Raw genomic sequence first — 25,921 nt, 5'->3', positions numbered from 1 at the left:
CGGCTGTTTCCGGCCGCTGGAGATCGTCCGCGGTCTATCCCTCTTATTCGCGCCCGAGTCGGACGCCCGATTGCGCATCGAAGACGTGGACTCGGTCGGGGTCGACCGAAATCCACAGGCGCTTGGCCTCGGCGGCGACATCGCCGGTTGCGGCCTGCATCACGAAGGGCTGTCCGGCAAGCTTGCCGTGGAAGAGCTGGGTCGCGCCCAGCTCCTCGATGAACTCGACATCGAAGGGCAGGGCCCCGGCCTGGCCCTCGGACGCGATCTCGATATCCTCCGGCCTCAGGCCCACCTCGACCTTCGTTCCCGATGCAAGGTTCTGCTTGAGGTCACGCGCTTCGAGGAGCGCGTCGCCGAGCGCAACGATGCCGGGTCCGTCGATGGCTGCCGGCAGCAGGTTCATCGGCGGCGAGCCGATGAAGGTCGCGACGAAGCGGCTTGCCGGTTTGCGATAGACCTCGGCCGGGACGCCGATCTGCTCGACTTGGCCGCCATTCATCACAACGAGCTTGTCGGAGAGCGTCATCGCCTCGACCTGATCGTGCGTGACATAGATCGCGGTGACGCCGAGCGCCCGCTGCAGCTTCTTGATCTCGACGCGCATTTGCACGCGCAGTTTCGCGTCGAGATTGGAGAGCGGCTCGTCGAACAGGAAGACCTGGGGCTTGCGCACGATGGCGCGGCCCATGGCGACGCGCTGGCGCTGGCCGCCCGAGAGCTGGCGCGGCCGGCGCTCCAGCAGGCCTTCGATCGCGAGGATGCGGGCTGCTTCCTTGACCCGCTTCTCGATCTCGTCCTTCGGCGTCCCGCGGTTGCGCAGGCCATAGGCCATGTTGTCGTAGACGCTCATATGCGGATAGAGCGCATAATTCTGGAACACCATGGCGATGTCCCGGTCCGCCGGTTCGATCTGGTTGACAACCCTGCCGCTGATCGAGACTTCGCCGGACGAGATCGTCTCCAGGCCTGCCACCATCCGCAGCAAAGTGGACTTGCCGCAGCCGGAGGGGCCGACCAGCACGCAGAAGCCGCCATCGGGAATGTCGAAAGAGACGCCCTTCACGGCCTCGACGCCGCCGGCATAGACCTTCTTGACGCTGGAAAGAGTAACCTGGGCCATTGGGTTCCTTGGTCGGTCGGTAACGGATAATCGGCGATCGGCTCAGCGGGCCGGGCTGCCGGTACGCAATGTCACTTCTCGGTTTCCACCAGGCCCTTCACGAAGAGCCGCTGCATGGCGATGACGACGAAGACGGGCGGCAGCATCGCCAGCATCGCGGTTGCCATGGCGAGCTGCCATTCGGTGAGCGCATCGGCCGTGGTGATCATCTTGCGGATGCCGATGACGATGGTCTGCATCGAATCCTTGGTGGTGACCAGCAGCGGCCAGAGATACTGGTTCCAGCCATAGATGAACTGGATGACGAAGAGCGCCGCGATCGTGGTGAGCGAGAGCGGGACCACCGTATCCTTGAAGAACTTGAACGGACCGGCGCCATCGATCTTCGAGGCCTCGAGCAGTTCGTCGGGGATCGTCATGAAGAACTGCCGGAACAGCAATGTGCCGGTCGCCGAGGCGATCAGCGGCACGGCGAGGCCCTGGTAGGTATCGAGCATGCCGAGATCGGAGACGACCTTGAAGGTCGGGAAGATGCGGACTTCGACCGGCAGCATCAGGGTGACGAAGATGATCCAGAATGCCGCCATCCGAAACGGGAAGCGATAATAGACGACTGCGTAGGCAGAGAGCACGGAGATGAAGATCTTGCCGAACGCGATGGCCAGCGCCATCACGAAGGAGTTGAACATCATCACGGCCACCGGCTCGCGGGTCGAGCCCGAGGTCCCGACGAAGAGGATGCGGTAGTAGTTCTCGAAGAAATGCGGGCCAGGATAGAGCGGGAGCTGGCCGTTGATGATGGTCGCAGCATCCCAGGTCGAGGCGACGAAGGTCAGCCAAACCGGAAAGGCGACGATCAGCACGCCGATCGTCAGGATGATATAGGCGACGATGTCGCCGAAGCGGCGGTTCTCGACCATCAGTGCCAGGCCTCCCCGTCGCGCAGCAAGGCCGCGAGCGCCTCGGCGCAGGCGTTGAGGAATTCCTCGCCCTTCTTCGGCGTCGCGCGCCGCGCATCGCCGATCACGCCGGTCTCCGTCATCTCACGGAAGGGGCGGTAGCGCGCGACGGTCGGGCGCATCAGGCCACGCGGATCCGCGCCGAGCATGCCGAAGGCCTGCCCCAGCCGCTCCTGCTTCACCGTTTCCGGCGCCAGCACCATCATCATCGAGGTCTCGATCTCGCAGGCATGCATCACGCTGGTCTGATCCTGCATGAAGGGCAGCATCGCAGTCTGCGCCAGCTCGAAATAGGTGGTCGCGATGATGCGCAGGCCGGTCTCGCGGGCGAAATCCGGCAGGAATGCACCGAGCGCGGCGATATTGCCGCCATGGCCATTGACGATCACGACCCGGCGGAAGCCATGCCGCTCGATGCTCCTGAGCAGCGAAAGCAGCACGGACCGATAGGTCGGGATGTCGAAGGTGAAGGTGCCGCCGAAGGCCATGTGATGCTCGGCCATGCCGCACCAGAGCGTCGGGGCGACCACGACATCGGCCTCGTCCAGGCGCTCGGCCGCGGCCTTGCAGACGCCCTCGCACAGGATGGTGTCGACGCCGACCGGCAGGTGCGGCCCGTGCTGTTCCATCGAGGCCACGGGCAGGACGACGATCGCATCCTTCGCCGCCTTGTGACGCAGATCCTCGGCCGTCAGTTCCTTCCAGAGCACCGAGGCCATCAGTAATTCACCTTGCGCTCGATGAAGCGGAACTGCACCGCCGTCATGGCGATGACCATCACGAGCAGGATGACCGATTGTGCCGCCGAGCCACCAAGATTGGAGCCGCCCTTGCCGTCGGAATAGACCTTGTAGACCAGCGTCTCGGTCGCGCCCGCAGGCCCGCCGCCAGTGACCGTGTCGATGATGCCGAAGGTGTCGAAGAAGACATAGACGATGTTGACGACGAGCAGGAAGAACGTCGTCGGCGAGAGCAGCGGGAAGATGATGGTCCAGAAGCGGCGCATCGGCCGCGCGCCGTCGATCACCGCCGCCTCGATCACGCTCTTGGGGATCGATTGCAGCCCGGCGAGGAAGAACAGGAAATTATAGCTGATCTGCTTCCAGGTCGCGGCGAGGATGACCAGCGTCATGGCGTCATTGCCGTTGAGCCGGGGATTCCAGGCGATGCCGAGGTTCTGCAGTCCACGCGCGAGCATGCCGAGCGAGGGATCGAACATGAAGATCCAGAGCACGCCGGCAATGGCGGGAGCCACGGCATAGGGCCAGATCAGCAGGGTCTTGTAGATCTCCGCGCCGCGGATCTGGCGGTCGGCCATGACGGCAAAGAGCAGCGCGATCGAGAGCGAGAACACGCAGACAAAGGTCGAGAAGATCGCGGTGTTGCGCAGCGCCTTGAAGTAACCCGGATCGGAAAAGAGGCTCTGGTAGTTTTCGAACCAGACGAACTGGGTCGACGTCCCGAAGGCGTCTTCCAGCAGGAAGGACTGCCAGACCGCCTGGCTTGCGGGCCAATAGAAGAACACGACCGTGATCGCGAGCTGCGGCAGGAGCAGCAGGAGCGGGATCGTCAGGCTCCGGAAATAGGCGTTCTTCTGCATGCAGCCCGTGAAGCAAGAGAAAAGCCGGGGCGGAATGCCCCGGCTCTGGATCGTAGCCGGTTCAGCGCGAGGCGGTCCGTTCGAACTGACGCAGTGCCTGATTGCCACGCTCGACGGCGGCGTCAAGCGCAGCCTTCGGTGTCTTCTGGCCGTTCAGCGCCGCTTCGAGCTCTTCCGACCAGATGTCGCGGATCTGGACCAGGCCGCCGAAGCGCAGGCCGCGCGAATTCTCGGTCGGCTCCTTGTTGTTGAGTTCCAGCAGCGGCGTCTCGAGATAGGGCTTGTCCTTGTAGAAGCCCGAGTCCTTGACCTTGGCATAGGCGGCCTTGGTGATCGGCAGATAACCGGACTCGGTGTGCAGCTTCACCTGGCGGTCGACATCGGACAGGAAGGTGAAGAACTTGGCGACGCCCTTGTATTCGTCAGCCTTCTTGCCGCCCATCACCCACAGCGAAGCGCCGCCGATGATCGAGTTCTGCGGTGCCCCGGCCGCTTCCGGATAGTACGGCATCGCGGCGTTGGCCCAGTCGAACTTGGCATTGGCCTTGACGTTGCCGAAGAAGCCCGACGAGGTCAGCATGATCGGGCATTCGCCCGAGGTGAAGCGGCCTTCACCGTTATTGGTGCGGCCGGAGTAATCGTAGGTCTTGTCCTTCTGCAGCTCGACCAGGTTGGTCCAGTGCTTCAGGAAGAGCGGGCTGTTGAAGTTGAGGACGGTGTCGAAACCATCGAGACCATTCGCCTTGGTCGCGATCGGGATGTTGTGCCAGGCACCGAACTGCTCGATATTGGCCCAGGTCGCCCAGGCATTGGTGAAGCCGCACTTGTCATATCCGGCGGCCTTCAGCTTCTTCCCGGCCTCGAAGACTTCTGGCCAGGTCTTCGGCGGGGCGTCGGGGTTCAGGCCCGCCTTCTTGAAGGCGTCCTTGTTGTACCACATCACCATGCTCGACGAGTTGAACGGCATGGAGAGCATGTCGCCCTTGGCGGTCGAGTAGTAGCCGGTGATCGCCGGCAAATAAGCCTTGGGATCGAAAGGCTCGCCGGCTTCCTTCATCAGTTCGTGCACGGGCTTCACCGCGCCCTTGGCCGACATCATCGTGCCGGTGCCGACTTCGAAGACCTGCAGGATGTGCGGCGCGGTTCCGGCGCGGAAGGCGGCGACGCCGGCATTCAGCGTGTCGGGATAGGAGCCCTTATAGGCCGGAACGACCTTGTATTCCTTCTGGGAGGCGTTGAATTCCTCGGCCAGCTTTACGACAACGTCGTTATTGGCGCCGGTCAGCGCATGCCACCACTGGATCTCTGTCTGCGCGACGGCCGGAGCCGCACCGGCCAGCGTCAACACCGCGGCCGAAATCATCAAGCGCGATCTGGATGTCATCTATCTCTCCCTTATGCCCCGCTCGTGCGGGCGGCTCTTGTCGTTGGTGCGCAAGCTAGCATGAAGAACAGGTGACGTTTCAATGACAATCGCACGACATGTGCGCCATGTCTGATCCGCGTCCCTGCACTCTTGCACATTGGCTGCGAAGCGGCTGTTCTCGCCTGCGACTTTCAACGTGACAATTCCACCAACGGACGATCGATCATGCCCGAGCTTGCCCTGACGCCACGGAACACTTTGCCGGCGGACGCCGCAGCCGCCGCGCTCGCTGGCCGGGTCTGGCGCCCGGACGTCGCCGGTCCCGCGGTCGTTGTTCTGCGCGGTGATGAACTTGTGGATATCACCGCTGCCTTCGCCACGATGCGCGATCTCTGCGAGACGGCCGATCCCGCCGCAGCCCTGCGCGCCGCCAAGGGGCAGCCCCTCGGGACGCTCGCCGACATCCTTGCAAACACGCCGCCTTCGCGTCGCGATGCGACGAAGCCCTGGCTGCTCGCACCACTCGACCTGCAGGCGGTCAAGGCCGCCGGAGTGACCTTCGCGGTTTCGATGCTGGAGCGCGTGATCGAGGAGAAGGCGCGGGGCAACCCGGCCGCCGCCGCCACGATCCGCGAGGAGATCGGCAAGCTCATCGGTGACGATCTCTCGAAGCTGAAGCCCGGCTCGCCCGAGGCGATGCATCTCAAGGACGTGCTGATCAAGCAGGGAGCCTGGAGCCAGTATCTCGAGGTCGGTATCGGGCCGGATGCCGAGATCTTCACCAAGGCGCCGCCGATGTCGGCCGTCGGCACCGGTGTCGATGCCGGCCTGCACCCGGCCTCGACCTGGAACAATCCCGAGCCGGAGATCGTGCTGATCGTCGCCTCGACCGGCGCCATCGTCGGAGCAACGCTCGGCAATGACGTCAATCTGCGCGACGTCGAGGGCCGTTCGGCGCTGCTGCTCGGCAAGGCCAAGGACAACAATGCAGCGGCAGCGGTCGGTCCCTTCATCCGCTTCTTCGACGCCGGCTTCTCGCTCGACCATGTCCGCAGGACAACCGTGACGCTGACGGTCGAGGGCGAGGACGGCTTCAGGCTCGAAGGCTCGTCCTCGATCGCAAAGATCAGCCGCGACCCGGCTGATCTTGCTGCGCAGATGCTCAATCGCAACCATCAGTATCCCGATGGCGCGGCGCTCTATCTCGGCACCATGTTTGCTCCGATCAAGGATCGCGACACGCCGGGCGGCGGCTTCACCCACAAATATGGGGACATCGTCACGATTGCCGCGCCGGAACTGGGAGCGCTCGTCAATTGCATGCGCCGCACCGATGAATGCGAACCCTGGACCTTCGGCGCCTCGCATCTGATGCGCAATCTGGCGAAGCGCGGGCTTCTGTGAACCAGGGGGCGGTCCTCGTCTTCGGCGAAGCGCTCGCCGATCTGGTGMCGGAGGATGGGTGCGGCGAGCGCTATCAGTGCGTGCTGGGCGGATCCGGTTTCAACACGGCGCTGGCGCTCGCCCGCTGCGGCACCTCCGTGGCTTATTGCGCGACGCTCTCGCGCGACGTCACGGGGCGGCGCTTCCAGGCCCGGCTTGTGGCAGAGGCGATCGATCGGCGCTTCGTTGCTGAGAGCGATGCTCCCACACCGTTGGCGGTCGTTGCCCCGCTTGGGGTCGATGGCGGGGCGCGATATCACTTCCACCTCGCCGGTACGGCACTGGCCGAGCCTCCGCCATTGCCCGACCTCACGGGTTTTGGCCATCTGCATGTCACCTCGTTCGGAGCGACGATCGGCCCATCCGGGGACGCGGCGTTGACGCTGCTGCGCCAGGCGCGCTCCGCCGGCCTGAGCACCAGCTATGACGTCAATATCAGGCCGCCGGCGCTGCCGGATCGGGAGGCGGCGCTTGCCGCCATCGAGCAGCGCATGGCTCTGTCAGACCTCATCCGGCTCAGTACGGACGATGCCGACTGGCTCTATCCCGGCGGCTACGTTGCGCCGCTGCGCCGTTGGTTCGACCGGGGCGTTTCAGCGATCCTGCTGACCGAGGGCGATCGCGGAGCGGCGCTCGAACGGCCAGGGAAAAAGACTGTCCGCGGCTTCGTTCCGGTTACAGAGCTGGTCGACACGATCGGCGCCGGCGACAGCTTCATCGGCGCATTTCTCGCTTCGCTCGCGCAGGCGGGCGAGCTCGGAGCAGGACTGCGCGGATTGTCAGACAGCGTTGCCGCATCCGCAATGGGTTTCGCGGCAGAGGTCGCAGCCGAGACCTGCGGCCGGCGCGGCTGCGATCCGCCGCGTCTCACACCCAAACCACCCTATGAGTGAGGGGAACGCGCCAATGCGCCTGAGCTATCTCGACTACCACACCTGCGGCGAGCCGGTGCGCATCGTTACGGGCGGCTATCCCGAGCTGACCGGCGCGACGATTCTCGACAAGCGTCGACAGGCGCGCGACAGCCACGATCAGCTGCGCCGTGCGATGATGCTGGAACCGCGCGGCCATGCCGGAATGTACGGTGTCATTCCGGTCGAGGCGAGCCATCCCGAGGCTGCCTTCGGCGTGCTCTTCACTCATAACGAGGGCTACTCGACGATGTGTGGCCACGCCACCATCGCGCTCGGCCGCTATGCGATCGAGCGCGGCCTGGTGCCAGCGGTCGAGCCCGTCACGCACTTTGCCATCGAGGCGCCCTGCGGCCTGCTGCGGCTCGCCTGCGACGTCGCCGACGGGAAGGTCGGGGAGGTGCGCTTCGAGAGTGTGCCGGCCTTCGTCCATGCCCGCGACCGTGTGGTCGAGGTGCCCGGCTTCGGAAGCGTCACGACCGACATCGCCTATGGCGGAGCCTTCTACTGCATCCTTCCGGCTTCACGCTTCGGGCTCGATCTCTTCGAAACCCCGGTCGAGCAGTTGACCGAGGCTGCTGCTGCCCTCACCGACATTGTGCGGGCCGGCGCGCCGATCACGCATCCCACCGAGCCCGATCTCGGCTTTCTCTACGGGACGATCGTGACCGACGAGGCCGGACCGGGCGAGACCAGTTTCAACCTCTGCATCTTCGCCGAGCAGCAGATCGACCGCTCACCGACCGGCTCGGGCGTGACCGCCCGCATGGCGCTCGACCACGCCAAGGGGCTGGTCGGGTTGGGGCGGACACGGAGTTTCCGCAGTATCACAGGCGGGCGTTTCTCGGGGCGTGTCCTCGGGCCTGCTGCCTATCCCGCCGAGGGAGCGGTCACCGTCGAGGTCGGCGGCCTCAGCTACCTCGCAGGCGAGGGCGCCTTCATTATCGAGGCCGACGATCCGCTCGGACTGGGTTTCGCTTTGCCTGCCCGCTTCGCGGAGATCAGTCCTCTCCGCGACGGATGATAACGATCTGCGGCCGGCCGCTGTCGTCGGCGGCGCCATGCTTCGGACCGTCTTCGTTGGCTGAGCCCCGCTCGGCGCTGCACATGGCCGCCGCGAGATCGCCGGGCGCGGGCCCCTTCACTCGACCGCAGAGTGCATTGGCCTTGGCTTGTGCAGGATACGAGTAAGGTTTCTCTGTCATGTTGGCTGTGAGGCCAAGGATCTAGGCATGACGGTTGGGGACATGAGAGAGGGCAGAAGGCCCGGCTCCGCGCTTGGCGTCGTGCAGATGTTAAGTCGGCTCGCTGGAGCACCGATGATCTGGCTGGTCGCGTTCGCAGCAGCGGTTGTCATTGGCCTGATGCTGCCCCTGCGCCTGCCGCTGGGGCCCAACTACTGGGACACGAACATCTATCTCGATGCTGCGCAACGCATCGAGGTTGGGCAATTGCCCAATATCGACTTTTTCGCTCCTGTCGGCCCTCTCGGCTACTATCTTGTGACCTGGCTCCACGCCCTGTTTCCGCAGGCGCAGCCGATGCTGCTGGCGAACTGGGGCATCTTGCCGGTCGCCTTGCCAATGATGGCGCTGATTGCTGCCCATGTCGGGCAGCGCTCGCGTGGCCAAGCTCTGGCCCTGCTGCTCCCTTTCCTGTTGTTCGCGTCGCTGCCGATCAACCTGCACAGCCTGTATCCGATGCCAGGCTTCGATGGCTTCGGGCACTATAACCGCCATATCAGCCTCCTGCTTTACCTGCTCGTGTCGACACTCCTCTTCGTCGAGGCGCGCCGCCTGCAAGTGGGGCTTGTCGTCCTGCTGATGCTCACCCTCTTCCTGGTCAAGGTCACGGGAGCGGTGTCGGGGACGTTCCTCGTCGGCTATGCGGTTCTGTCCGGACGGATGCGCCTGCGCGACGCGTCCGTCGCCGCAGCGCTGGTCATTGCCGTGCTCGCGCCGCTCGATTTCGTGACCGGCATCGTGCGCGCCTATGTCGATGACATCCTGACCCTGCTCGGCCTGAACACCGGCGCCTTGCTGCCGCGCTTTCTCACCGTCGCTTCGGTGAAGTTCAATGTCGTCGGGCCGAGCCTGCTGCTGCTTGTCGCGCTGGCCTACGCTGCCTGGCTGGAGGGCGGCAGGCTTTCCCGGGCCCGATTGCACGGGCTCCTGGCCGCGCCGCTTGGATGGTTCGCCGCGGTTCTGCTGGCGCTGACCCTGTTCGAGACCCAAAACACGGGTTCGCTCGAATTCATCGGGCTCTGGCCCGTCCTTCTGGTGATCCTGGCGGAATGGAGCGGTCGCACCGACCGGCTCGGCAGGATCGTGACGGTGCTGGCCCTGGTGGTTGCCCTACCGTCGGCCTTGATCTTCGCCGAGCGCAGCACGCGCGCGGTCCTTGGTGCGGTGAACTACAAGGCGCTTGCCGTGCCCGATCTCGGCCCCCTCGGTCGGGTCAGCGTCAAGCCCGACATCGCCGAACGTGCGGTGATCATGCTCGCACATTACGCGGCGCAGCAGGCGGGCTATCGCGATCTTGCCGAGCGCGGCGAACTGCCCTCCTACATTCTCTATTCGGAGATCGACTATCAGGCGACCTGGCTGCTCGAAGTGCAGCAGGGCATCACGGCGATCCGCGCCTGGGAAGCGGCCAATGGGCGCCGGCTCGACAGCCTCTTCACGCTCGATTTCACCGATCCGTTCAACCAGCTGCTCGACCGCAGGCCGCCGCGAGGCGTGCCGATCGGTGTCGATCCCGGCCGGACCACGCCGGAGATCGATCCGCCAACGCTGGAAAGCCTGAAACAGGTCGATGCCGTCCTGGTTCCGAAATGCCCTCTGACGACGGCGCGCGAGACCATCGCCGCGCATTTCTCGGAGGCCCTGAAAGGGCGCCGGCTGGTCGCGCTGGCCCCCTGCTGGGACATGTATCTGAAGGCGTAAGGGAACTGCCTCTCAGGCCGTCACCCCGCCGGTCTGCCCTGCCTCCCAACCGAGGATGGCGCGCTTGCGCGTCAGGCCCCAGTGATAGCCGGTCAGGGCCCCGGACTTTCCGATGACGCGATGGCAGGGCACGACGAAGGAGATCGGGTTCTTGCCGACTGCCATGCCGACCGCCCGAGCCGCCGTTGGCCGGCCGAGATGGCAGGCGACATCGCCATAGGTCGTCGCCCTGCCGACCGGGATCTTCAACAGGGTCTCCCAGACGCGCACCTCGAAATCGGTGCCGATCAGCACGACCCGCAATGGCGTCTCGGCGGCCCAGGCCTTCGGGTCGAAGATCCGGCCGGCATAGGGCCGGGTCGAGGCGGGGTCGAAGCGATAATCGGCATGCGGCCAGCGCCGCATCATGTCGGCCAGGGCCTCCGCCCGGCCGCCAACGACCTTGCCGCCATCGACGCTGGTCGAGACCCAGCCGAGCCCCGCGAGCCCGCGTTCCGTCACGACGATCAGTGCTTCGCCGAAGGGGGATTCATGGAAGCCGTAGGAGAGGCGCAGGCCCTCGCCCCCGCTCTTCCACTCGCCGGGCGACATCGCCTCATGCGTGACGAAGAGGTCATGCAGTCGGCCGGGGCCGGAGAGCCCAACCTCCAGCGCCGTGTCGAGCACGCTGGCCGATGATCCGAGCAGGCCCTTGGCATGGTCGAGCGTGATCGCCTGCAGAAAGGCCTTGGGGGTCAGCCCGCACCAGCGCCGGAAGAGATGGTGCACGTCGGTCGGTGTCGCGCCGGCAGCGTCCGCGATCGCCTCGATCGTCGGCTGCTCGCGCCAGTTCTCCGTGATGTAGGCCAGGATACGCCGGACGGTATCGTAGTCGGACCCGGGCGCAGCGGCGGGAAAATCCGCCTCCGCCGGCATGGCCTGCGCGGCGCGGGCGAGCACGGCATTGGAGAAGCGGGTGGGTGTCATTGCCGTTTTCATCGGGACCTGAGCGTTCATGGTCGTGAGCCTCGTGTCATGGATCATGACCGGGAATCTAGGGCCGGGAGGATGCCGCCTCCACCCGAAAGCTGGCAAGCTCTGCGGCCTTGCCACGCGATTCGAGCCGTCTGCCACCATGTCCCGTCCCGACCAGGACATCATCGGCCTCTACCAGCGCCATGCCCGGGCCTTCGACGAGCTACGATCGAGGACGCTTGTCGAAAAGGCCTGGCTTGATCGCTTCCTGCAGCTCCTTCCGGCCGGGGCATCGATTCTCGATATCGGCTGCGGCGCCGCGGAGCCGATTGCGCGCTATTTCATCGAGAGTGACTATCGCGTGACCGGCATCGATGCCTCGGCCCCTCTGATCGATCTCTGCAGGCAACGCTTCCCGGCCAATGACTGGCAGATCGGCGACATGCGCAAGCTTTCACTGAAGCGCCGCTTCGACGGGCTGATCGCCTGGGACAGTTTCTTTCATCTCACCCCCGAAGACCAGCGACCGATGTTCCCGATCTTCAGAGAGCATGCTGCGCCGGGCGCGGCGCTGATGTTCACCAGCGGGCCCCGGCAGGGCGAGGCAATCGGCTCCTTCGAGGGTGAGCGGCTCTATCACGGCAGCCTGGCCCCGGCGGAGTACGGGGCCCTGCTCGACGAGAACGGCTTCGACGTCCTGTCCCATGTCGCCGAGGACCCGGACTGCGGCGGGCACACGATCTGGCTCGCAAGATTGAGATAGCCACCGGTCCGCAATTGAAACCTGCACTCCTGTCGGGGCAGTATTGTACTGCTTGTTAATGACATTCCTGCATATGTCGAAGACGACGTGAAGGCGTGTACTCCATCTTGTGGTAGGCCTTGGTTCCCTAGCGTCATGTCGCGAATCATCGAGCTGTTCCATGAGCGAGCCGCCTCATCTGCTTAACCTCGGCAGCGACATGCGGGCTCCGCCCAAGGACGTCCCTTACGACGTCCCGCTGACTGACCTCGAGGAGCTATCCCTGAGCCTGTCGATGGCGCGGGGCCTCGACGAGATCATGGCGATCGTGCGGGGCAGCGCGCGAAGGCTTGTCGGGGCAGACGGAATCACCTTCGTCCTGCGCGAAGGCGACCAATGCTACTATGCCGACGAGGATGCGATCGCGCCGCTCTGGAAGGGCCAGCGCTTTCCCTTCGAATCCTGCATTTCCGGCTGGGCGATGGGGCATCGCGAAGTCGTCGTCATCGACGATATCTATGCCGACAGCCGTATCCCGCGCGCGGCCTATCGTCCGACATTCGTACGCAGCCTCGTCATGGTTCCGGTTCGACCGGAGGACCCCGTCGCTGCAATCGGAGCCTATTGGGCAAGCAAGCAGCCGCCGTCCGAAGCCAGCGTCATCGTGCTCAAGCGCATCGCCAACAGCGCTGCTGTCGCGATGACCAATGTCGCCCTCCTCAACTCGCTCCGGGCAGCCAAGGAAGAGGCTGTGCGGGCGAAAGAGGCAGTCATCCTGGCAATGGCATCGCTGGCGGAGACCCGGGACAGCGAGACGGGAAACCACATCCGCCGCACCCAGCATTATGTTCGTGCCCTCGCCAGGGCTTCGCGCGACCGGGGCCTGTACATGCAGGTGCTCGACACGGATATGGTCGATCTTATCTACAAATCCGCGCCACTGCACGATATCGGCAAGGTCGGCATCCCCGACAGCATCCTGCTCAAGCCAGGTAAGCTCGACGCGGACGAGTTCGCCGTGATGAAGACGCATGCCGAGTTGGGCCGGCAGGCCATCGCCGAGGCCGAGCGGCATCTCGGCGGAGTGAGCTCGTTCCTTAGCCTGGCCATGGAGATCGCCCATAGCCATCACGAGAAATGGGATGGCAGCGGCTATCCACGAGGATTGAAGGGAGAGGAGATCCCTCTCTCGGGGCGGTTGATGGCGATCGCCGATGTCTATGACGCCCTCGTCACCGAGCGGGCCTACAAGTCGGCGCTCCCGCACGCCCAGGCGGTCGAGATCATCGTTGGCGACCGAGGGCGCCATTTCGATCCTGCGCTGACCGATGTCTTCGTGGAGATCGCCGCCAGCTTCGAGACGATCCACCGGACGTTCTCGGACGGCCCCTAGGTCGCGACTCAGACGGCCTGTTCGGCTCGCATTCCGGCCACAGTCCTTCAAGTCTGGAGTGGATCGCCTGCCGCTTCCGCCACATTCGGATCAGCCCATCTCGGTCAGCAGATTGGCATCCCGTGCGAGCTTCCAGCGCCCGTCCGGCTCCTTCTTGAACAKGGTCAGCGTGTAGCCGGTCCTGTGCCGCGATGAGCCTGTGGCGAGAGATGTTGCGGTCATGTCGAGATGACTGCGCACGAAAGCCCAGTCGCCGAGGACCTTCAGCTCGTCGATCGTGCTGCTCCCTTCGATCTTGAGGTCGCTCATGGTGTCGGACATCGCGGCGAACGTCGCCTTGCCGAACGGGGCCTGCCCCGGAACCATGAAAATGGCATCCTCCGTCATCAGCTCGAGCACCGATGCCACATCGCCAGCCTTGCTTGCGGTGAGCCATTTCTCGATGAGCGCTCGAATCTCCCTCTCGTCATCACTCATGCCGCCTCCTTCAAGGGTCGATGACCGGCGCAGAGCCATGATTGCTGGGTGCGGCAGGTTGCCGGCCTTCACGCCGCGCTGAAATCCGTACCCCGCCTTGCCCTGGCGAGCGCGGCGCCGAGTGCATCCGCGAACCCCTCCCGCTCCTGCGGAGAGAGCGCGGCAGCCACCGATACGCTGCGGCCACGCGAGACCAGCGAGAGCCCCATCAGCCCGTAATCCTCGTCTCGCTCCCTCTCGAGCTTGGTCCAGGCTGGATTGGAGCGCCAGACAGCCTCCTTGCCGTGATGCGAAACCTTGCGCAGCAGCACCTCGAGCGGCGTCACCACGATGCGCTCGAAGGCGCGCGCCGCGTTGAAATTGACCTTGAAGGCGATGAAGAGTGCGAGGATGTCGAGGCCGAAGAAGCCGGCGACGGGCCAGGCGCCCAGCACGACGAAGGGAATCGAGGAGACGATGCTGGCGAGGCAGACGAGCGTCATCACGATGCGAAAGCCGTTCCGGCCGAGCGAGCGATGCGGAGTAATGGTCGCGTCGAAGACCGGCCGCTCCGAGGCCTGCGTCCGCTCTCCGGCATATCCATCGCGATCGTGCTTGCCGATGCTCATCGCGTAATTATAACGCCCACATGAGCGAACGGAACAGGCCCGCGGGCCGCGCCCAGGGCCTGGCAAAGATCACGACACCGAGACCGCGCAGCGCGGCGGGCATCCGTGAGATCTTTCTGCGCTTCCAGGCCGCCAATCCCGAGCCCAAGGGCGAACTCGAGGCGACCAACGCCTTCACTTTGCTGGTCGCCGTCGTGCTGTCGGCGCAGGCGACCGATGTGGGCGTCAACAAGGCGACGCGCAAGCTCTTCGAGCTTGCCGACACGCCGCAGAAGATGGTGGCGCTCGGCGAGGACAAGGTGCGCGAGCTGGTCAGGACGATCGGCCTCTTCCGCACCAAGGCGAAGAATGTCATCCTGCTCAGCGAGAAGCTGATTGCGGAGTTCGGTGGCGAGGTCCCTGCCGACCGTGCCGCGCTCGAAAGCCTGCCTGGCGTCGGGCGCAAGACCGCCAATGTCGTGCTCAACATCGCCTTCGGCGAGATCACCCACGCCGTCGACACCCATGTCTTCCGCATCGCCAATCGCCTGCGCATCGCGCCGGGCAAGACCGTGCTTGCAGTCGAGATGGGATTGGAGAAGGCGGTGCCGCCGGAATTCGGCCGCCATGCCCATCATTGGCTGATCCTGCATGGTCGCTACATCTGCAAGGCACTGCGCCCCGAATGCGGCCGCTGCCTGCTCAACGATCTCTGCGACTCCCCCGACAAGCGGGTGGCTTGACGCCTTTCTCGCGATAGGCTGTCCTCTGAATGTGAGGCGCTCCGGACGCTGACCAGGCGATCCCCCAAGAGAGCGCACGGCCAGAGGAATCGCGGGAGATTGCCATGCTCAGAAATATGATGCTTGCCGCCGGTGTTACCCTGGCGGCAGCGGGCGGATTCTCGCCTGCCTTTGCCCAGACGAAGGGCCCGGTCGTCGGGGTCAGCTGGTCGAATTTTCAGGAAGAACGCTGGAAGACCGACGAGGCCGCGATCAAGGCGGCGATCGAGAAGGTCGGCGGCACCTATCTCTCGGCCGATGCGCAATCCTCTCCCGCCAAGCAACTCACCGATGTCGAAAGCCTGATCGCCCGTGGTGCCAAGGCCCTGATCGTCCTGGCCCAGGATGCGCAGGCCATCCGGCCCGCCGTCGAGAAGGCGGTCAATGAAGGCATTGCAGTCGTCGGCTATGACCGGCTGATCGAGATTCCGCAGGCCTTCTACCTGACCTTCGACAATGTCGAGGTCGGTCGCATGATGGCGCGCGAGGTCCAGAAGGCGAAGCCGGAAGGAAACTTCGTCTTCATCAAGGGATCGAGCTCCGATCCGAATGCGGGCTTCCTCTATCAGGGCTCCGTCGAGATTCTGAAGCCGGCAATCGATTCCGGCAAGATCAAGAATGTCGGCGAGGCTTTTACCGACGGCTGGCTCCCTGCGAACGCCCAACGCAACATGGAGCAGTTCCTGACCCGCAATGCCAACAAGGTCGACGCGGTGATCGCGGCCAATGACGGCACGGCGGGCGGCGCCATTGCGGCAATGGCCGCGCAGGGGCTCGCCGGCTCGGTACCGGTTTCCGGCCAGGACGCCGATCGCGCGGCATTGAACCGCGTCGCGCTCGGGACGCAGACGGTGACGATCTGGAAGGATGCACGCGAGCTCGGGCGTAATGCGGCCGAGATCGCGATCAAGCTTGCCGGCGGCGCCAAGCTGACCGAGATCGCGGGTGCGGCAAGCTGGAACCAGGGCCCGAGCAAGCAGGCGATGACGGCGCTTTTCCTCAAGCCCGTACCGGTGACGAAGGACAATCTCGGTGTGGTGATCGAGGCGGGCTGGGCTCCAAAGGCCGCTGTCTGCCAGGGCGTCGCAGCCGGCAAGGTCAAGGCTTGTGACTGAGGTCGCTCCAGCCCCGGTTTCTGAGAAGGTGCCGGGGCCAGGCGCAAGGAGCGTGGCCGACCACATGCGCGAGATCGAGTTCGATCCGCGCATGATCGGCATGGTCGCCGCGCTTGGGGTGATCTGGCTCGGCTTCAACTGGCTTTCCGACGGAGCCTTCCTGACTCCGCGAAATCTTTGGAATCTGCTGGTCCAGACGGCATCGATCGCCGTCATGGCCTGCGGCATGGTGCTTGTCATCGTGACGCGCAATATCGACCTCTCGGTCGGTTCGATGCTCGGCTTCGTCGGCATGGTGGTCGGGCTGGTCCAGGCGCGACTGCTGCCGGAGCTGCTTGGCTTCGAGCATCCCGCCACATGGTTCATCAGCATCCTGGTTTCCGTTGCGCTCGGCGGCGTCCTCGGCCTGTTCCAGGGTGCGTTGATAGCCTATCTCGCCATCCCCTCCTTCATCGTCACGCTCGGTGGCCTTCTTGTCTGGCGTGGCGCAGCCTGGTGGGTGACGCAGGGCCAGACCATCGCGCCGATGGACACGCGTTTCCGCCCCCTTGGTGGCGGCATCGAAGGCGCGATCGGCACGGGTGCATCCTGGGCGATCGGTCTGGTGATCTGCGCCTTGATCCTTGCCGGGATCGTGCTTGCCCGCCGCCGGCGGCGGCGCTTCGGTTTCGGCCTGCGGCCGATCTGGGCTGAAGGCGCCATTGCCGCGCTTGGCTGCGGCGCCGTGCTCGGCACCGTGATGGTCGCCAATGCCTATCCTCTGCCGGCCGGCGTTGCGCGCCGCCTGGTCGAGGCCAGAGGCCTCGTCTGGCCGGAGGGCGGGCTGACCATCGGCCATGGCCTTGCGGTTCCCGTGCTGTTGGCGCTGGCGGTCGGCATCGTGATGAGCTTCTTGACCAAGCGGCTGCGGTTCGGCCGCTATGTCTTCGCGATCGGCGGTAATCCCGAGGCAGCGCAGCTTTCCGGCGTCAACACCCGCAAGGTGCTGACCCTGGTCTTCGGGTTGATGGGGGTGCTTGTCGGCATATCCGCCTGCATCTCCACGGCCCGCCTCAATGCCGCGACGAATTCGGCCGGAGCCCTCGACGAGCTCTATGTCATTGCGGCGGCGGTGATCGGCGGCACATCGCTTGCCGGTGGCGTCGGCACCATCGCGGGTGCGATGCTGGGGGCGCTGGTGATGCAGTCGTTGCAATCGGGCATGGTGCTGATCGGCGTCGATACGCCGCTGCAGAACATCGTCGTCGGCGTGGTGCTGGTCGTGGCCGTCTGGCTCGACGGGCTCTACCGTCGCAAGCTGAGCTGAGGGAGGAGGGACGTCATGAGCCTCGCCACGGCCCGGGACATCGAGACCCCACCGCTCGTCGAGATGCGCGACATCTCGATCGCCTTCGGTGGCATCAAGGCGGTCGACACTGTCAGTGTCGACCTCAAGGCCGGCGAGGTTGTCGGCCTGCTCGGTCACAACGGTGCCGGCAAATCGACGTTGATCAAGATCCTGTCGGGAGCCTACCAGGCCGATGCCGGCGAGATCCGCATCAGCGGTGAGCCGGCTGCGATTGCCAATCCGCGTGACGCCAAGCGCTACGGCATCGAGACGATCTACCAGACCCTGGCTTTGGCCGACAATGTCGACGCCGCAGCCAATATCTTCCTCGGACGGGAGCTGCTGACGCCCTGGCACACGCTGGATGATTCCGCGATGGAATCCGAAACGCGCAAGGTGATGGGACGGCTCAATCCGCATTTCCGGCGCTTCAAGGAGCCGGTCAAAGCGCTCTCGGGCGGCCAGCGTCAGTCGGTTGCGATCGCGCGCGCGATTTACTTCAACGCCCGGGTTCTGATCATGGACGAGCCGACGGCAGCGCTCGGGCCTGCGGAGACGAAACAGGTTGCCGATCTCATCCTTGAACTGAAGCGTCAGGGAATCGGCATCTTCCTGATCAGTCATGACCTGCATGACGTCTTCGATCTCGCCGACCGGCTCAGCGTGATGAAGAACGGCCGGGTTGTCGGTACTGCCCGCACCAGCGATGTGACGCAGGACGAGGTGCTGGCGATGATCATCTCAGGGAAATGTCCCGCGGGCGCCACTCCGGGGCCGGGCGCGCTGCGCGGCCAGGCGTAGCGAAGGCCACGAGAACCCGCCGCCTCGCAGCGGCGGGTCAGGAGATCGCGCGGTGTCGCGACCCGTTCAGGCCGTCGCGTGCGGCTCGTGCCGGTAGTCCCAGACAGCCCAGGCCGAGACGGCAGCCGTCAGCACGCCGAGGATCGTGTGGGTCCAGAACGCGTTGAAGTTGCCGGTAAAGCCGAGCACCCAGGGAGCTGCCATCAGCCAGACGCCGAGCACCAGGTTCACCCATTCCTCCCATTCCTTGAACATCGAGAGCGCCGCGACCGCCACAAGGGCGAGCACGATGCCGATGATCCAGGCGTTGCGGGCGGCCATCATGTCGCCCGTAAAACGCATGATCCAGGGAGAGATGAACAGGCACGCGGCGAGGAGAAGATTGCACAAGTCCTGCGGCCGTTTGCCTTCCGTATTCGCGGTCAACATGATCACCTCCAACAGTGACGATCATCCAAACCACCATGCCTAGCGCCCGAAGGCGCTTGCTAAGGAAAATGTGGTGTTGCCAGAACAGCTGTTCAAGCTCGCCGGATCGAAACGAGAATGGCCGGCGCGAGGCCGGCCATGATGTTGCGAGTGCTGCGCGCCGGGACAGGCTTACTTGGCTACGACTTAGTCGTTGCAAGCTGGGCCGTCTCGCTCACTTGGCGGCGAGCAGGTCCTTGACCGAGAGCAGCACGAGTTCGTTGTCATCGGCCTTTTTCGGGTCGCGCGACGAGGAGAAGGGCAGGTTGTTGTCGTTGCCGACGACGATGATGCCATTGGCGCGGTCGACGACATCGACGTTCTCGATGGTGAAGAAGGGGAAAGGCAGCACGCCGTCGATGGCACCCTGCTTCGCCTTCTTGTCCGGGTCGGCGATCTTCAGCAGGTCGATGAAGCCGATCTTGCGCACCGACTTGCCGACATTGGCGTCGGTCATCTCGATCTTCACGATCCGCTTGAACTTGGCGAGGTCATGGAAGCAGTCCGGGCCCTTCTGGCCGGCCGCGCAGCCCTTGTCGGCAGTGCCCTCGCCATTGTCACGCTCGATGATCAAGGCGGTGGTGGCGTCGATCATGTTGAAATCGCCGATGGCGAGCCCCTTCTGCTCGAGCGGGAAGAACCAGGAGCGGCCGGTCCACTTCTCGTTCTGCACGTCGAATTCGAGGATGCGCAGCACTTCCTTGCCGTCGACTTCCTCATTGCCCTTGGTCTCGGCGTTCCAGAGCGGGCCTTCGAGCAGCGGGTAAAGAAAGCGCCCGTCCGGCGAGGCCGCCATGCCCTCATAGCCCTTGGAGCGGCGCACATTGAACTCGACGGGCAGGTTCGGGGCGCCGGGCGTCGTCACGGCGTAATGGTCGGGCGAGCGCGCCGGCTTGCCGTCGACCGTGGTCTCGAACACCGCCTCGACCTTGCCGTCGGCGTCGACGCGGATCAGGTAGGGTCCGAATTCCTCACCGATCCAGAACTTGCCGCCGATTGGCTGGATGGATTCGGGATCGAAATCGGCGCCGGTCAGATAGCGCTTCTCGGTGCCCTCGTGGACGATGCGGAACGGCACCTTCTTGCCGGGATCATGCAGGAAGGTGGTCGCGAGACGTTCGATCTTGCCGCCGTTGAAATCGGCCTTGAGGCGATGGAAGAACAACATCGCGTCGGGCGAGTTCACCTTGGAGCCGAAGCCGTTATCGGTCAGCACCAGGAACTCGCCATTGCCGAGCGAGCGGATGCCGGAGAAGCCCTGCACCGGCTGACCGGCAAATGGCGTGGACAGCCCGGTCGGGCGGCCGCCCGACGTACCCATCACGGTGCCGACGGCCTCGACGCGTTTGCCGGGCTGGACGAACTTGCCGGAGACCTTGAGGTCAGCCGGCGCATCGGCCGGGGCCGGGATGATGGTGTTGGCCGGCAGGAGGGCATGGCCGACGAGCTTGGCGGGGAATTCCTTCGGCGCGTCCTCCGCACCGGCGAGCATGGTCGAGGACAGCAGCAGGGCTGCGGCGAGGGCAAGGCGCATGGGTCACTCCGGCGCKGGGAAGAAGACCGCGCCGGCTTGGCCGTGCAGCATCTCAGCACAACGACGGTGCCGTGACGCTTGCGTGACGGAGCGGCAGGCCGCTCAGTAACCTCGGGCGGGATCGACGACGTGCTCCAGCGCTTCGCCGGCCTGCAGCCGCCGGATCTGCGCCGCGATCAGGGTCGCGATCGCCTCCGGGTCTGACATCGCGGCATTATGCGGTGTCACGGTCACGGCCGGATGGCTCCAGAGCGGGGAATCGGCCGGCAATGGCTCGGTCTGGAACACGTCCAGTGTCGCCCCCCTCAGCGTGCCGGTTTCGAGCGCGGACAGGATATCGGTCTCGACATGCAGGCCGCCGCGACCGGCATTGATCAGGAACGGCCCGCCGAGCCGCCCGCCCTGCGCGAGACCGCCGAGCAGCTTTGCATTGATGACCCCGCGCGTATCCGGTGTCAGCGGCAGCAGACTGACCAGGATGTCGGTGCGGGCCAGGAAACCTGCCATGCCGTCTTCCCCGGCGAAGGTGACAAGCCCGTCGACACTCTTCGGCGAGCGGCTCCAGCCGGCGACGTCGAAGCCGAGGACCTGCAGTTTTCGCACCGCGTCGAGCCCAAGCTCACCGAGCCCCATGACGCCGACACGCACTGAGCGGGCCGCCGGCTGGTTGCGATCGTCTTCCCAGGATTTGGCGAGTTGCTGACGGTCGTAGCGGCGCTGCTGGCGCAGATGCATCAGGCAGTGCAGTACGATGTATTCGCTCATGCGCGTCGTCAGATCAGGATCGACCACGCGGGCGATCGGCACCGGCGGCAGGCGGCTATCGGCGAAGATGTGGTCAACGCCGGCGCCGAGCGAGAAGATCGCTGCGAGATTGGGCAGGCCTGCGAGGCTTCCCTCGGGATGCTTCCAGCTCGCGACGTAATGCACGGCGCGGCGGTCGAAGGGCTCGCCGAGCGTGACGACCGGGAGTTCCGGCAGCAGGGCGGCAAAACGCCCCCGCCAATCCTCGATATGCCAGCCGGTCATTGCCAGAAGCAGACTCATGATCCTGAAGTCTCCGTGATGCGTTGTGCGATCAGCGGACCGTGTCCGGCCGCGTCCTCGCCGAGTGTGTAGGCCCGGCGCAGCCGGGCCTCGGCCGCAGTGAAGCCGGCCTCGTCGCGGGCATGGATGATCGCGAGTGGCCGTTCCGGCCCGACATCCTGGCCAAGCCCTGCCAGTTCGACGAGACCGACAGCATGGTCGATCGCATCCTGCGGGCGCGTCCTCCCACCGCCGAGCGCCACCACGGCAAGCCCGACGCCGCGCGTGTCGACGGTGCGCACGGCTCCGCTCGAAGCCGGATAGGCCGCCCGGACGACCGGAGCGGGCGCGAGATGCTTTGTCGGCTTCTCCAGCAGGTCGGCCGGACCGCCCAGCGCGACCACCATTTCGGCGAAACGCTCCGCGGCGGCGCCGCTGCTGAAAGCTGCCTCGATCTTCGCCCGGGCTTCGTCGAGGTTATGCGCAAGCTTGCCGAGCAGCAGCATCTCGGCGGCCAGTGCCACGGTCACTTCGTGGAAGCGCGGTTCGCGCCGGCGTCCCGTCAGGTGGTCGAGAGCATAGGCGACTTCGAGCGTGTTGCCGGCCGCCGACGCGAGCGGCTCGGCCATGTCGGTCATCAGCGCGGTTGTCGGCAGGCCGGCGCCATTGGCGACGCCGACGAGCGCCTCTGCGAGGTCATGCGCCTTGTTGAAGTCGGGCAGGAAGGCGCCGGAGCCGAATTTCACGTCCATGGCCAGGCCGTGCAGGCCTGCGGCGAGCTTCTTCGACAGGATCGAGGACACCAGCAGCGGGATCGTCTCGACCGTCGCGGTCACGTCGCGGATGGCATAGAGGCGCTTGTCGGCGGGGGCGAGATCGGCGGTCTGGCCGATGATGGCGCAGCCGGTTTCGCGCACCACCTTGCGGAACAGCGCGATATCCGGTTGCGTCACATATCCCGGCACGGCATCGAGCTTGTCGAGCGTGCCGCCGGTATGGCCGAGGCCACGTCCCGAAATCATCGGCACATAGCCACCGCAGGCCGCGACGACCGCGGCCAGAGGCAGGCTGACCGTGTCGCCGACGCCGCCGGTCGAGTGTTTGTCGAGTGCGGGGCCGGGCAGGTCGTCCCAGTTCAGGACCGTGCCGGAATCGCGCATGGCGAGCGTCAGGGCAACGCGTTCCTCGGCGTTCATGTCGCGGAAGAATACGGCCATGGCAAATGCGGCGGCCTGGCCCTCGCTGACGGAACCGTCGGTCAGCCCGGCGACGATCTGGCGGATATCCTCGCCGGGAAGCGTGCCGCCATCGCGCTTGGCGGCAATGATCTCCTGAGGCAGTCGCATCAATAGGCCCCGTCGATCCGTTCGCCGGCGGTCTTGCCCTCGATGATGTCGACGAGGACCTGGTGCAGGCCGCTGGCGCCGATGCGGAAGGTGGAGGGCTTCGCCCAATCTGGTCCCATCGCCTTGTCGGCCAGCGCAAGATAGGCGTTTGCGTCGGGAAGCGTCTTGATGCCGCCTGAGGGCTTGATGCCGACCGGTCGTCCGGCTGCCTTGATGACGGCCAGCATGGTCTCGACCGCCGGCAGGCTGGCGGAATGGGCGGTCTTGCCGGTCGAGGTCTTGATGAAGTCGGCCCCGGCCGAAATCGCGAGCATTGAGGCTCGCTTCACCGCGTCGAGATCAGGGTATTCGCCGGTTTCAAGGATGACCTTCAGCAGCCTGTCGCCACACTGGTCCTTGGCGCTCGCAACCATCTCGCGGGCAATGTCGCTGTCGCCATCGAGGAAGGCGCGCCAGGGCAGGACGAGGTCGATCTCATCGGCGCCGTCCCCCAGTGCTTCCGCGACATCTCCGGCAACCAGCGTGCAGTTGCTGCCCCCGGCCGGGAAATTGACCACGGTCGCGATCTTCACGGTCGAATGGCGCAGCGCCTTGCGCGCAATCTCGACGAAGCGCGGCCAGATGCAGACGGCGGCAACGGGGCCAGGCGCAGCGACGGCGCGCGCGCAAAGTTGCAGGGTGCCGGCCTCGCTCGCCTGGTCCGAGAGATCGGTCAGGTCGAGGAGACTCAGTGCACGGGCCGCGGCTTCAAGATCGGCCATCTCTAGAGCTCCGCCAGGAAAGAGCGGAACAGGCGGCGCAGGCCCGTCGACGCGGCCGCCGCAACGTCACGGGTCTCCCCGTGGCTCGGCGCGCCGCCAAGAATACCCGCGCCCATATTGGTGATCACCGAGATACCGGCGACGCGAACGCCATGCCGGCGCGCGATGATGACCTCCGGCACGGTCGACATGCCGACGAGATCGGCGCCGAGCATCTTCGCCATCCTGATCTCGGCTGGCGTCTCGAAGCTCGGCCCCGAGAACCACATATAGACGCCTTCGCCCATATTGACCCCTGAAGCGGCCGCCGCCTTCTTCAGGCGTGCCCGCAGATGCGGATCATAGGCATCGACCATCGGCACGAAACGCCCATCGCCGGTATCGCCGATCAGCGGGTTCGGCGCGTTGAGATTGATGTGGTCGGTAATCAGGGCGAGGCCGCCGGGCCGCAGGTCCGGCTTCAGCGAGCCCGATGCATTGGTCAGGACCAGTGGCGGCGAGCCGAAGGCTGTCAGCATGCCGATCGGCACGCGCATCACCGCAGGATCTCCGGTTTCGTAGAAATGCGCCCGCCCCTGGAAGATCAGGACGCGCTTGCCGTGCAGCGTGCCATAGCAGACGGCGCGGGCATGGCCCGAGACATGGCCCTGCGGGAATCCCGGGATCTCCGCGAACGGAATGACGACCGGGTCGACCACATCGTCGACGATGCGGCCGAGCCCGGTGCCGAGTACGAAGGCGCAGTCGATCCCACCGTCGACGCCGCGGTCGATCAGCGTTCCCGCTGCCTTGTCGAAACTCGGGTCAGCCGCCATTCCAATGCCTCGGTATCGGGGTCGGCCTGCGCACGGATGCGCGCGGGCCTGCGCAAATCAGGTGCGCAAATTGGCCGGTCCGAACGAGGCTGGCAACAGCTCCGCGAGCGAAAACCGGGCACGCACGCCATCGGGGCCCGCAATCGCGATGGGTGTTTCCGGGGCAGCGAACTCGCGAATGCGCTGACGGCAGGCACCGCACGGGGTGACCAGCTCCTCGCCGTCGCCAAGGACCAGAACGGCATGGATCGCCCGTCCGCCCGCCGCGATCATCGCGGAGATGGCGCCGGCCTCGGCGCAGAGCCCGACGGGATAGGAGGCGTTCTCGACATTGCAGCCGGAATGGATCGCGCCGTTGTCATCGAGGATGGCGGCGCCGACCCGGAATGCGGAATAGGGCGCATAGGCCCGGATCTGCGCGCGCCTGGCCGTGGCGAAGAGGGCGTCGAAATTGGGCGCAGACTCGCTCATCAACGCTCCTTCACATAGGGCAGGCCGGAGGCCTTCGGTGGCACGGCCTTGCCGATGAAACCAGCAAGCAGGATGACGGTGAGAAGATAGGGCAGGGCCTGGATCGCCTGGACGGGAACCTGTCCGATACCAGGAAGCAGCACGCCCTGCAGCCGGATCGCGATGGCATCGAGCAGCCCGAAGAGCAGGCAGGCCCCCAGCGCCGGCCAGGGACGCCAATTCGCAAAGATCACGGCGGCGAGCGCGATGAAGCCCTTTCCCGCCGTCATTTGCGGCAGGAAACCGGCCGATTGCGAAACGGCGAGATAGGTGCCGCCCAGCCCACAAAGCACGCCGCAGATCACCACCGCGCCATAGCGCAGCCCGGCGACCGAGATGCCGGCGGTATCGACGGCTGCCGGGTTCTCGCCGACGGCGCGCAGCCGCAGGCCGAAGCGTGTGCGCTTCAGCACGAAGGCGGTGATCGGAACCGCGAGGATGGCGAGATAGACCGGTGCCCCATGGCCGGAAATAACCTCGTCGTAGAGAAGGCCGAGGACGGGGACGTGTTCGCGCATGGCCCTGGCGAAGGGAAGGGTGAGATCGCCGAAGCGCGCTGCCCCTTCGAGCGGCGGGGTCCGTCCTCCCTGTCCATACCAGGCATTGCCGAGCACCACGGTGACGCCCGCCGCCAGCATGTTGATGGCGACGCCGGAGACGATCTGGTTGCCGCGCCAGGTGATCGCTGCGAAGCCGTGGACGAGCGAGAGCAGGACCGAGGCCAGGATGCCGGCGCCGAGCCCCGCCCAGGCGGAGCCGGTCACGAAGGCTGCGACGGCCGAAGCGAAGGCCGCGACCAGCATCTTCCCTTCCAGCCCGATATCGACGACGCCGGAGCGTTCGGACCATAGCCCGGCGAGTGCCGCGCAGAGCAGCGGAATCGACAGTCGGATCGTGGAATCGAGGATGACGGCGATGGTCGTGAGCCAGTCCATG

General features: G+C 65.4%; 26 protein-coding genes. 10 read left to right on the top strand and 16 right to left on the bottom strand.

All coding sequences use genetic code 11. The features are described from left to right. Positions 1 to 43 precede the first annotated feature (43 nt). The 5 genes from AC1DGP_RS14540 to ugpB all read right to left on the bottom strand — a co-directional run bounded on the left by AC1DGP_RS14540 (position 44) and on the right by ugpB (position 5,045). Positions 44 to 1,123: a sn-glycerol-3-phosphate import ATP-binding protein UgpC gene (locus tag AC1DGP_RS14540; RefSeq protein WP_441490467.1), complete on the bottom strand. Its 1,080-nt coding sequence runs from the start codon at positions 1,121 to 1,123 to the stop codon at positions 44 to 46. A 71-nt stretch (positions 1,124 to 1,194) separates the two neighbouring features. Continuing rightward, positions 1,195 to 2,043: a sn-glycerol-3-phosphate ABC transporter permease UgpE gene (gene ugpE, locus AC1DGP_RS14535; protein WP_441490466.1), complete on the bottom strand. Its 849-nt coding sequence runs from the start codon at positions 2,041 to 2,043 to the stop codon at positions 1,195 to 1,197. Then, the gene (locus AC1DGP_RS14530; RefSeq protein ID WP_069877983.1) at positions 2,043 to 2,801 is read right to left on the bottom strand and encodes a creatininase family protein; all 759 of its coding nucleotides are present in this window, start codon (positions 2,799 to 2,801) and stop codon (positions 2,043 to 2,045) included. The genes ugpE and AC1DGP_RS14530 overlap by 1 nt, the downstream gene beginning before the upstream one ends. Continuing rightward, on the bottom strand, positions 2,801 to 3,682 hold the full coding sequence (gene ugpA, locus AC1DGP_RS14525) for a sn-glycerol-3-phosphate ABC transporter permease UgpA (protein WP_441490465.1): 882 nt from the start codon (positions 3,680 to 3,682) through the stop codon (positions 2,801 to 2,803). The genes AC1DGP_RS14530 and ugpA overlap by 1 nt, the downstream gene beginning before the upstream one ends. Before the next feature lie 61 nt (positions 3,683 to 3,743). Further along, positions 3,744 to 5,045 (bottom strand): sn-glycerol-3-phosphate ABC transporter substrate-binding protein UgpB, encoded by a 1,302-nt coding sequence (gene ugpB / locus AC1DGP_RS14520; protein WP_441490506.1) that lies wholly within the window; start codon positions 5,043 to 5,045, stop codon positions 3,744 to 3,746. A 228-nt stretch (positions 5,046 to 5,273) separates the two neighbouring features. Here ugpB and AC1DGP_RS14515 point away from each other — a divergent pair, with 228 nt between their 5' ends. From AC1DGP_RS14515 to AC1DGP_RS14500, 4 genes are all read left to right on the top strand, one after another. Continuing rightward, entirely contained in the window at positions 5,274 to 6,452 is a 1,179-nt protein-coding gene (locus AC1DGP_RS14515; protein WP_441506332.1) for a fumarylacetoacetate hydrolase family protein, read from the top strand. Continuing rightward, positions 6,449 to 7,384, top strand: a complete 936-nt coding sequence (locus tag AC1DGP_RS14510; protein WP_476832245.1) for a PfkB family carbohydrate kinase — start codon at positions 6,449 to 6,451, stop codon at positions 7,382 to 7,384. The genes AC1DGP_RS14515 and AC1DGP_RS14510 overlap by 4 nt, the downstream gene beginning before the upstream one ends. 13 nt (positions 7,385 to 7,397) lie before the next feature. Further along, complete coding sequence (locus AC1DGP_RS14505; RefSeq protein ID WP_441490462.1) at positions 7,398 to 8,426, top strand: proline racemase family protein; 1,029 nt, start codon at positions 7,398 to 7,400, stop codon at positions 8,424 to 8,426. A gap of 295 nt (positions 8,427 to 8,721) precedes the next feature. Then, positions 8,722 to 10,347 carry a hypothetical protein gene (locus tag AC1DGP_RS14500; RefSeq protein WP_441506331.1) on the top strand — a complete coding sequence of 542 codons (1,626 nt, stop codon included), beginning with the start codon at positions 8,722 to 8,724 and terminating at the stop codon, positions 10,345 to 10,347. A 12-nt stretch (positions 10,348 to 10,359) separates the two neighbouring features. Here AC1DGP_RS14500 and AC1DGP_RS14495 read toward each other — a convergent pair whose 3' ends face one another. Next, positions 10,360 to 11,262, bottom strand: coding sequence for a methylated-DNA--[protein]-cysteine S-methyltransferase (locus tag AC1DGP_RS14495; protein WP_441490505.1), 903 nt, complete (start codon positions 11,260 to 11,262; stop codon positions 10,360 to 10,362). Positions 11,263 to 11,461: 199 nt separating this feature from the next. On the opposite strand from AC1DGP_RS14495, the gene AC1DGP_RS14490 reads away from it, so the two are divergent. After that, positions 11,462 to 12,064, top strand: coding sequence for a class I SAM-dependent DNA methyltransferase (locus AC1DGP_RS14490; protein WP_476832244.1), 603 nt, complete (start codon positions 11,462 to 11,464; stop codon positions 12,062 to 12,064). Between the two features lie 160 nt (positions 12,065 to 12,224). After that, positions 12,225 to 13,436, top strand: a complete 1,212-nt coding sequence (locus tag AC1DGP_RS14485) for an HD-GYP domain-containing protein (protein WP_441506329.1) — start codon at positions 12,225 to 12,227, stop codon at positions 13,434 to 13,436. 90 nt (positions 13,437 to 13,526) lie between these two features. Here AC1DGP_RS14485 and AC1DGP_RS14480 read toward each other — a convergent pair whose 3' ends face one another. Both AC1DGP_RS14480 and AC1DGP_RS14475 read right to left on the bottom strand, forming a co-directional pair. Beyond that, positions 13,527 to 13,913: a YybH family protein gene (locus AC1DGP_RS14480; RefSeq protein ID WP_476832243.1), complete on the bottom strand. Its 387-nt coding sequence runs from the start codon at positions 13,911 to 13,913 to the stop codon at positions 13,527 to 13,529. A gap of 68 nt (positions 13,914 to 13,981) precedes the next feature. Beyond that, entirely contained in the window at positions 13,982 to 14,521 is a 540-nt protein-coding gene (locus AC1DGP_RS14475; RefSeq protein WP_476767936.1) for a DUF2244 domain-containing protein, read from the bottom strand. A 20-nt stretch (positions 14,522 to 14,541) separates the two neighbouring features. Between AC1DGP_RS14475 and nth the strand changes: the two genes are divergently transcribed. The 4 genes from nth (at position 14,542) to AC1DGP_RS14455 (ending at position 18,525) form a co-directional block, all read left to right on the top strand. Then, positions 14,542 to 15,243 (top strand): endonuclease III, encoded by a 702-nt coding sequence (nth, locus tag AC1DGP_RS14470; RefSeq protein WP_476832242.1) that lies wholly within the window; start codon positions 14,542 to 14,544, stop codon positions 15,241 to 15,243. Between the two features lie 104 nt (positions 15,244 to 15,347). Further along, entirely contained in the window at positions 15,348 to 16,397 is a 1,050-nt protein-coding gene (xylF, locus tag AC1DGP_RS14465) for a D-xylose ABC transporter substrate-binding protein (RefSeq protein ID WP_441506325.1), read from the top strand. A gap of 64 nt (positions 16,398 to 16,461) precedes the next feature. Further along, entirely contained in the window at positions 16,462 to 17,703 is a 1,242-nt protein-coding gene (locus AC1DGP_RS14460; RefSeq protein ID WP_441506423.1) for a sugar ABC transporter permease, read from the top strand. Positions 17,704 to 17,718: 15 nt separating this feature from the next. Then, positions 17,719 to 18,525: an ATP-binding cassette domain-containing protein gene (locus AC1DGP_RS14455; RefSeq protein WP_441506324.1), complete on the top strand. Its 807-nt coding sequence runs from the start codon at positions 17,719 to 17,721 to the stop codon at positions 18,523 to 18,525. A 66-nt stretch (positions 18,526 to 18,591) separates the two neighbouring features. Here AC1DGP_RS14455 and AC1DGP_RS14450 read toward each other — a convergent pair whose 3' ends face one another. The 8 genes from AC1DGP_RS14450 to AC1DGP_RS14415 all read right to left on the bottom strand — a co-directional run bounded on the left by AC1DGP_RS14450 (position 18,592) and on the right by AC1DGP_RS14415 (position 25,920). Beyond that, positions 18,592 to 18,954, bottom strand: coding sequence for an SPW repeat protein (locus tag AC1DGP_RS14450; protein ID WP_441506323.1), 363 nt, complete (start codon positions 18,952 to 18,954; stop codon positions 18,592 to 18,594). 214 nt (positions 18,955 to 19,168) lie between these two features. After that, positions 19,169 to 20,527, bottom strand: a complete 1,359-nt coding sequence (locus AC1DGP_RS14445) for an esterase-like activity of phytase family protein (RefSeq protein ID WP_476832241.1) — start codon at positions 20,525 to 20,527, stop codon at positions 19,169 to 19,171. Between the two features lie 102 nt (positions 20,528 to 20,629). Next, complete coding sequence (locus AC1DGP_RS14440) at positions 20,630 to 21,574, bottom strand: 2-hydroxyacid dehydrogenase (protein ID WP_441506321.1); 945 nt, start codon at positions 21,572 to 21,574, stop codon at positions 20,630 to 20,632. Next, positions 21,571 to 22,899 carry a thymidine phosphorylase gene (deoA, locus tag AC1DGP_RS14435; protein ID WP_441506320.1) on the bottom strand — a complete coding sequence of 443 codons (1,329 nt, stop codon included), beginning with the start codon at positions 22,897 to 22,899 and terminating at the stop codon, positions 21,571 to 21,573. Before deoA ends, AC1DGP_RS14440 begins: the two co-directional genes overlap by 4 nt. After that, positions 22,899 to 23,660: a deoxyribose-phosphate aldolase gene (gene deoC, locus AC1DGP_RS14430; protein WP_441490449.1), complete on the bottom strand. Its 762-nt coding sequence runs from the start codon at positions 23,658 to 23,660 to the stop codon at positions 22,899 to 22,901. The genes deoA and deoC overlap by 1 nt, the downstream gene beginning before the upstream one ends. A gap of 2 nt (positions 23,661 to 23,662) precedes the next feature. After that, positions 23,663 to 24,475 carry a purine-nucleoside phosphorylase gene (locus tag AC1DGP_RS14425; RefSeq protein WP_476767929.1) on the bottom strand — a complete coding sequence of 271 codons (813 nt, stop codon included), beginning with the start codon at positions 24,473 to 24,475 and terminating at the stop codon, positions 23,663 to 23,665. 57 nt (positions 24,476 to 24,532) lie between these two features. After that, positions 24,533 to 24,946, bottom strand: a complete 414-nt coding sequence (locus AC1DGP_RS14420; protein WP_441490447.1) for a cytidine deaminase — start codon at positions 24,944 to 24,946, stop codon at positions 24,533 to 24,535. Further along, positions 24,946 to 25,920 carry an ABC transporter permease gene (locus AC1DGP_RS14415; protein ID WP_441480867.1) on the bottom strand — a complete coding sequence of 325 codons (975 nt, stop codon included), beginning with the start codon at positions 25,918 to 25,920 and terminating at the stop codon, positions 24,946 to 24,948. The genes AC1DGP_RS14420 and AC1DGP_RS14415 overlap by 1 nt, the downstream gene beginning before the upstream one ends. Position 25,921: the final 1 nt, after the last annotated feature.

Source organism: Allobosea sp. 05T433, from assembly GCF_056396065.1.
The sequence above is the reverse complement of the archived record's forward strand: the minus strand, read 5'-3'. Positions and strand labels throughout refer to the sequence as shown.

Bases quoted from the DNA above. Each gene is read 5' to 3' on its own strand.
- AC1DGP_RS14495 (WP_441490505.1), bottom strand. From the start codon at position 11,262: ATGCCGGCGGAGGCGGATTTTCCCGCCGCTGCGCCCGGGTCCGACTAC.
- ugpE (WP_441490466.1), bottom strand. From the start codon at position 2,043: ATGGTCGAGAACCGCCGCTTCGGCGACATCGTCGCCTATATCATCCTG.
- AC1DGP_RS14490 (WP_476832244.1), top strand. From the start codon at position 11,462: ATGTCCCGTCCCGACCAGGACATCATCGGCCTCTACCAGCGCCATGCC.
- AC1DGP_RS14425 (WP_476767929.1), bottom strand. From the start codon at position 24,475: ATGGCGGCTGACCCGAGTTTCGACAAGGCAGCGGGAACGCTGATCGAC.
- AC1DGP_RS14475 (WP_476767936.1), bottom strand. From the start codon at position 14,521: ATGAGCATCGGCAAGCACGATCGCGATGGATATGCCGGAGAGCGGACG.
- AC1DGP_RS14455 (WP_441506324.1), top strand. From the start codon at position 17,719: ATGAGCCTCGCCACGGCCCGGGACATCGAGACCCCACCGCTCGTCGAG.
- AC1DGP_RS14530 (WP_069877983.1), bottom strand. From the start codon at position 2,801: ATGGCCTCGGTGCTCTGGAAGGAACTGACGGCCGAGGATCTGCGTCAC.
- AC1DGP_RS14500 (WP_441506331.1), top strand. From the start codon at position 8,722: ATGATCTGGCTGGTCGCGTTCGCAGCAGCGGTTGTCATTGGCCTGATG.
- AC1DGP_RS14540 (WP_441490467.1), bottom strand. From the start codon at position 1,123: ATGGCCCAGGTTACTCTTTCCAGCGTCAAGAAGGTCTATGCCGGCGGC.
- nth (WP_476832242.1), top strand. From the start codon at position 14,542: ATGAGCGAACGGAACAGGCCCGCGGGCCGCGCCCAGGGCCTGGCAAAG.
- AC1DGP_RS14415 (WP_441480867.1), bottom strand. From the start codon at position 25,920: ATGGACTGGCTCACGACCATCGCCGTCATCCTCGATTCCACGATCCGA.
- AC1DGP_RS14515 (WP_441506332.1), top strand. From the start codon at position 5,274: ATGCCCGAGCTTGCCCTGACGCCACGGAACACTTTGCCGGCGGACGCC.
- AC1DGP_RS14485 (WP_441506329.1), top strand. From the start codon at position 12,225: ATGAGCGAGCCGCCTCATCTGCTTAACCTCGGCAGCGACATGCGGGCT.
- AC1DGP_RS14460 (WP_441506423.1), top strand. From the start codon at position 16,462: ATGCGCGAGATCGAGTTCGATCCGCGCATGATCGGCATGGTCGCCGCG.
- ugpB (WP_441490506.1), bottom strand. From the start codon at position 5,045: ATGATTTCGGCCGCGGTGTTGACGCTGGCCGGTGCGGCTCCGGCCGTC.
- AC1DGP_RS14505 (WP_441490462.1), top strand. From the start codon at position 7,398: ATGCGCCTGAGCTATCTCGACTACCACACCTGCGGCGAGCCGGTGCGC.
- ugpA (WP_441490465.1), bottom strand. From the start codon at position 3,682: ATGCAGAAGAACGCCTATTTCCGGAGCCTGACGATCCCGCTCCTGCTG.
- AC1DGP_RS14450 (WP_441506323.1), bottom strand. From the start codon at position 18,954: ATGTTGACCGCGAATACGGAAGGCAAACGGCCGCAGGACTTGTGCAAT.
- AC1DGP_RS14440 (WP_441506321.1), bottom strand. From the start codon at position 21,574: ATGAGTCTGCTTCTGGCAATGACCGGCTGGCATATCGAGGATTGGCGG.
- AC1DGP_RS14420 (WP_441490447.1), bottom strand. From the start codon at position 24,946: ATGAGCGAGTCTGCGCCCAATTTCGACGCCCTCTTCGCCACGGCCAGG.
- xylF (WP_441506325.1), top strand. From the start codon at position 15,348: ATGCTCAGAAATATGATGCTTGCCGCCGGTGTTACCCTGGCGGCAGCG.
- AC1DGP_RS14445 (WP_476832241.1), bottom strand. From the start codon at position 20,527: ATGCGCCTTGCCCTCGCCGCAGCCCTGCTGCTGTCCTCGACCATGCTC.
- deoC (WP_441490449.1), bottom strand. From the start codon at position 23,660: ATGGCCGATCTTGAAGCCGCGGCCCGTGCACTGAGTCTCCTCGACCTG.
- deoA (WP_441506320.1), bottom strand. From the start codon at position 22,899: ATGCGACTGCCTCAGGAGATCATTGCCGCCAAGCGCGATGGCGGCACG.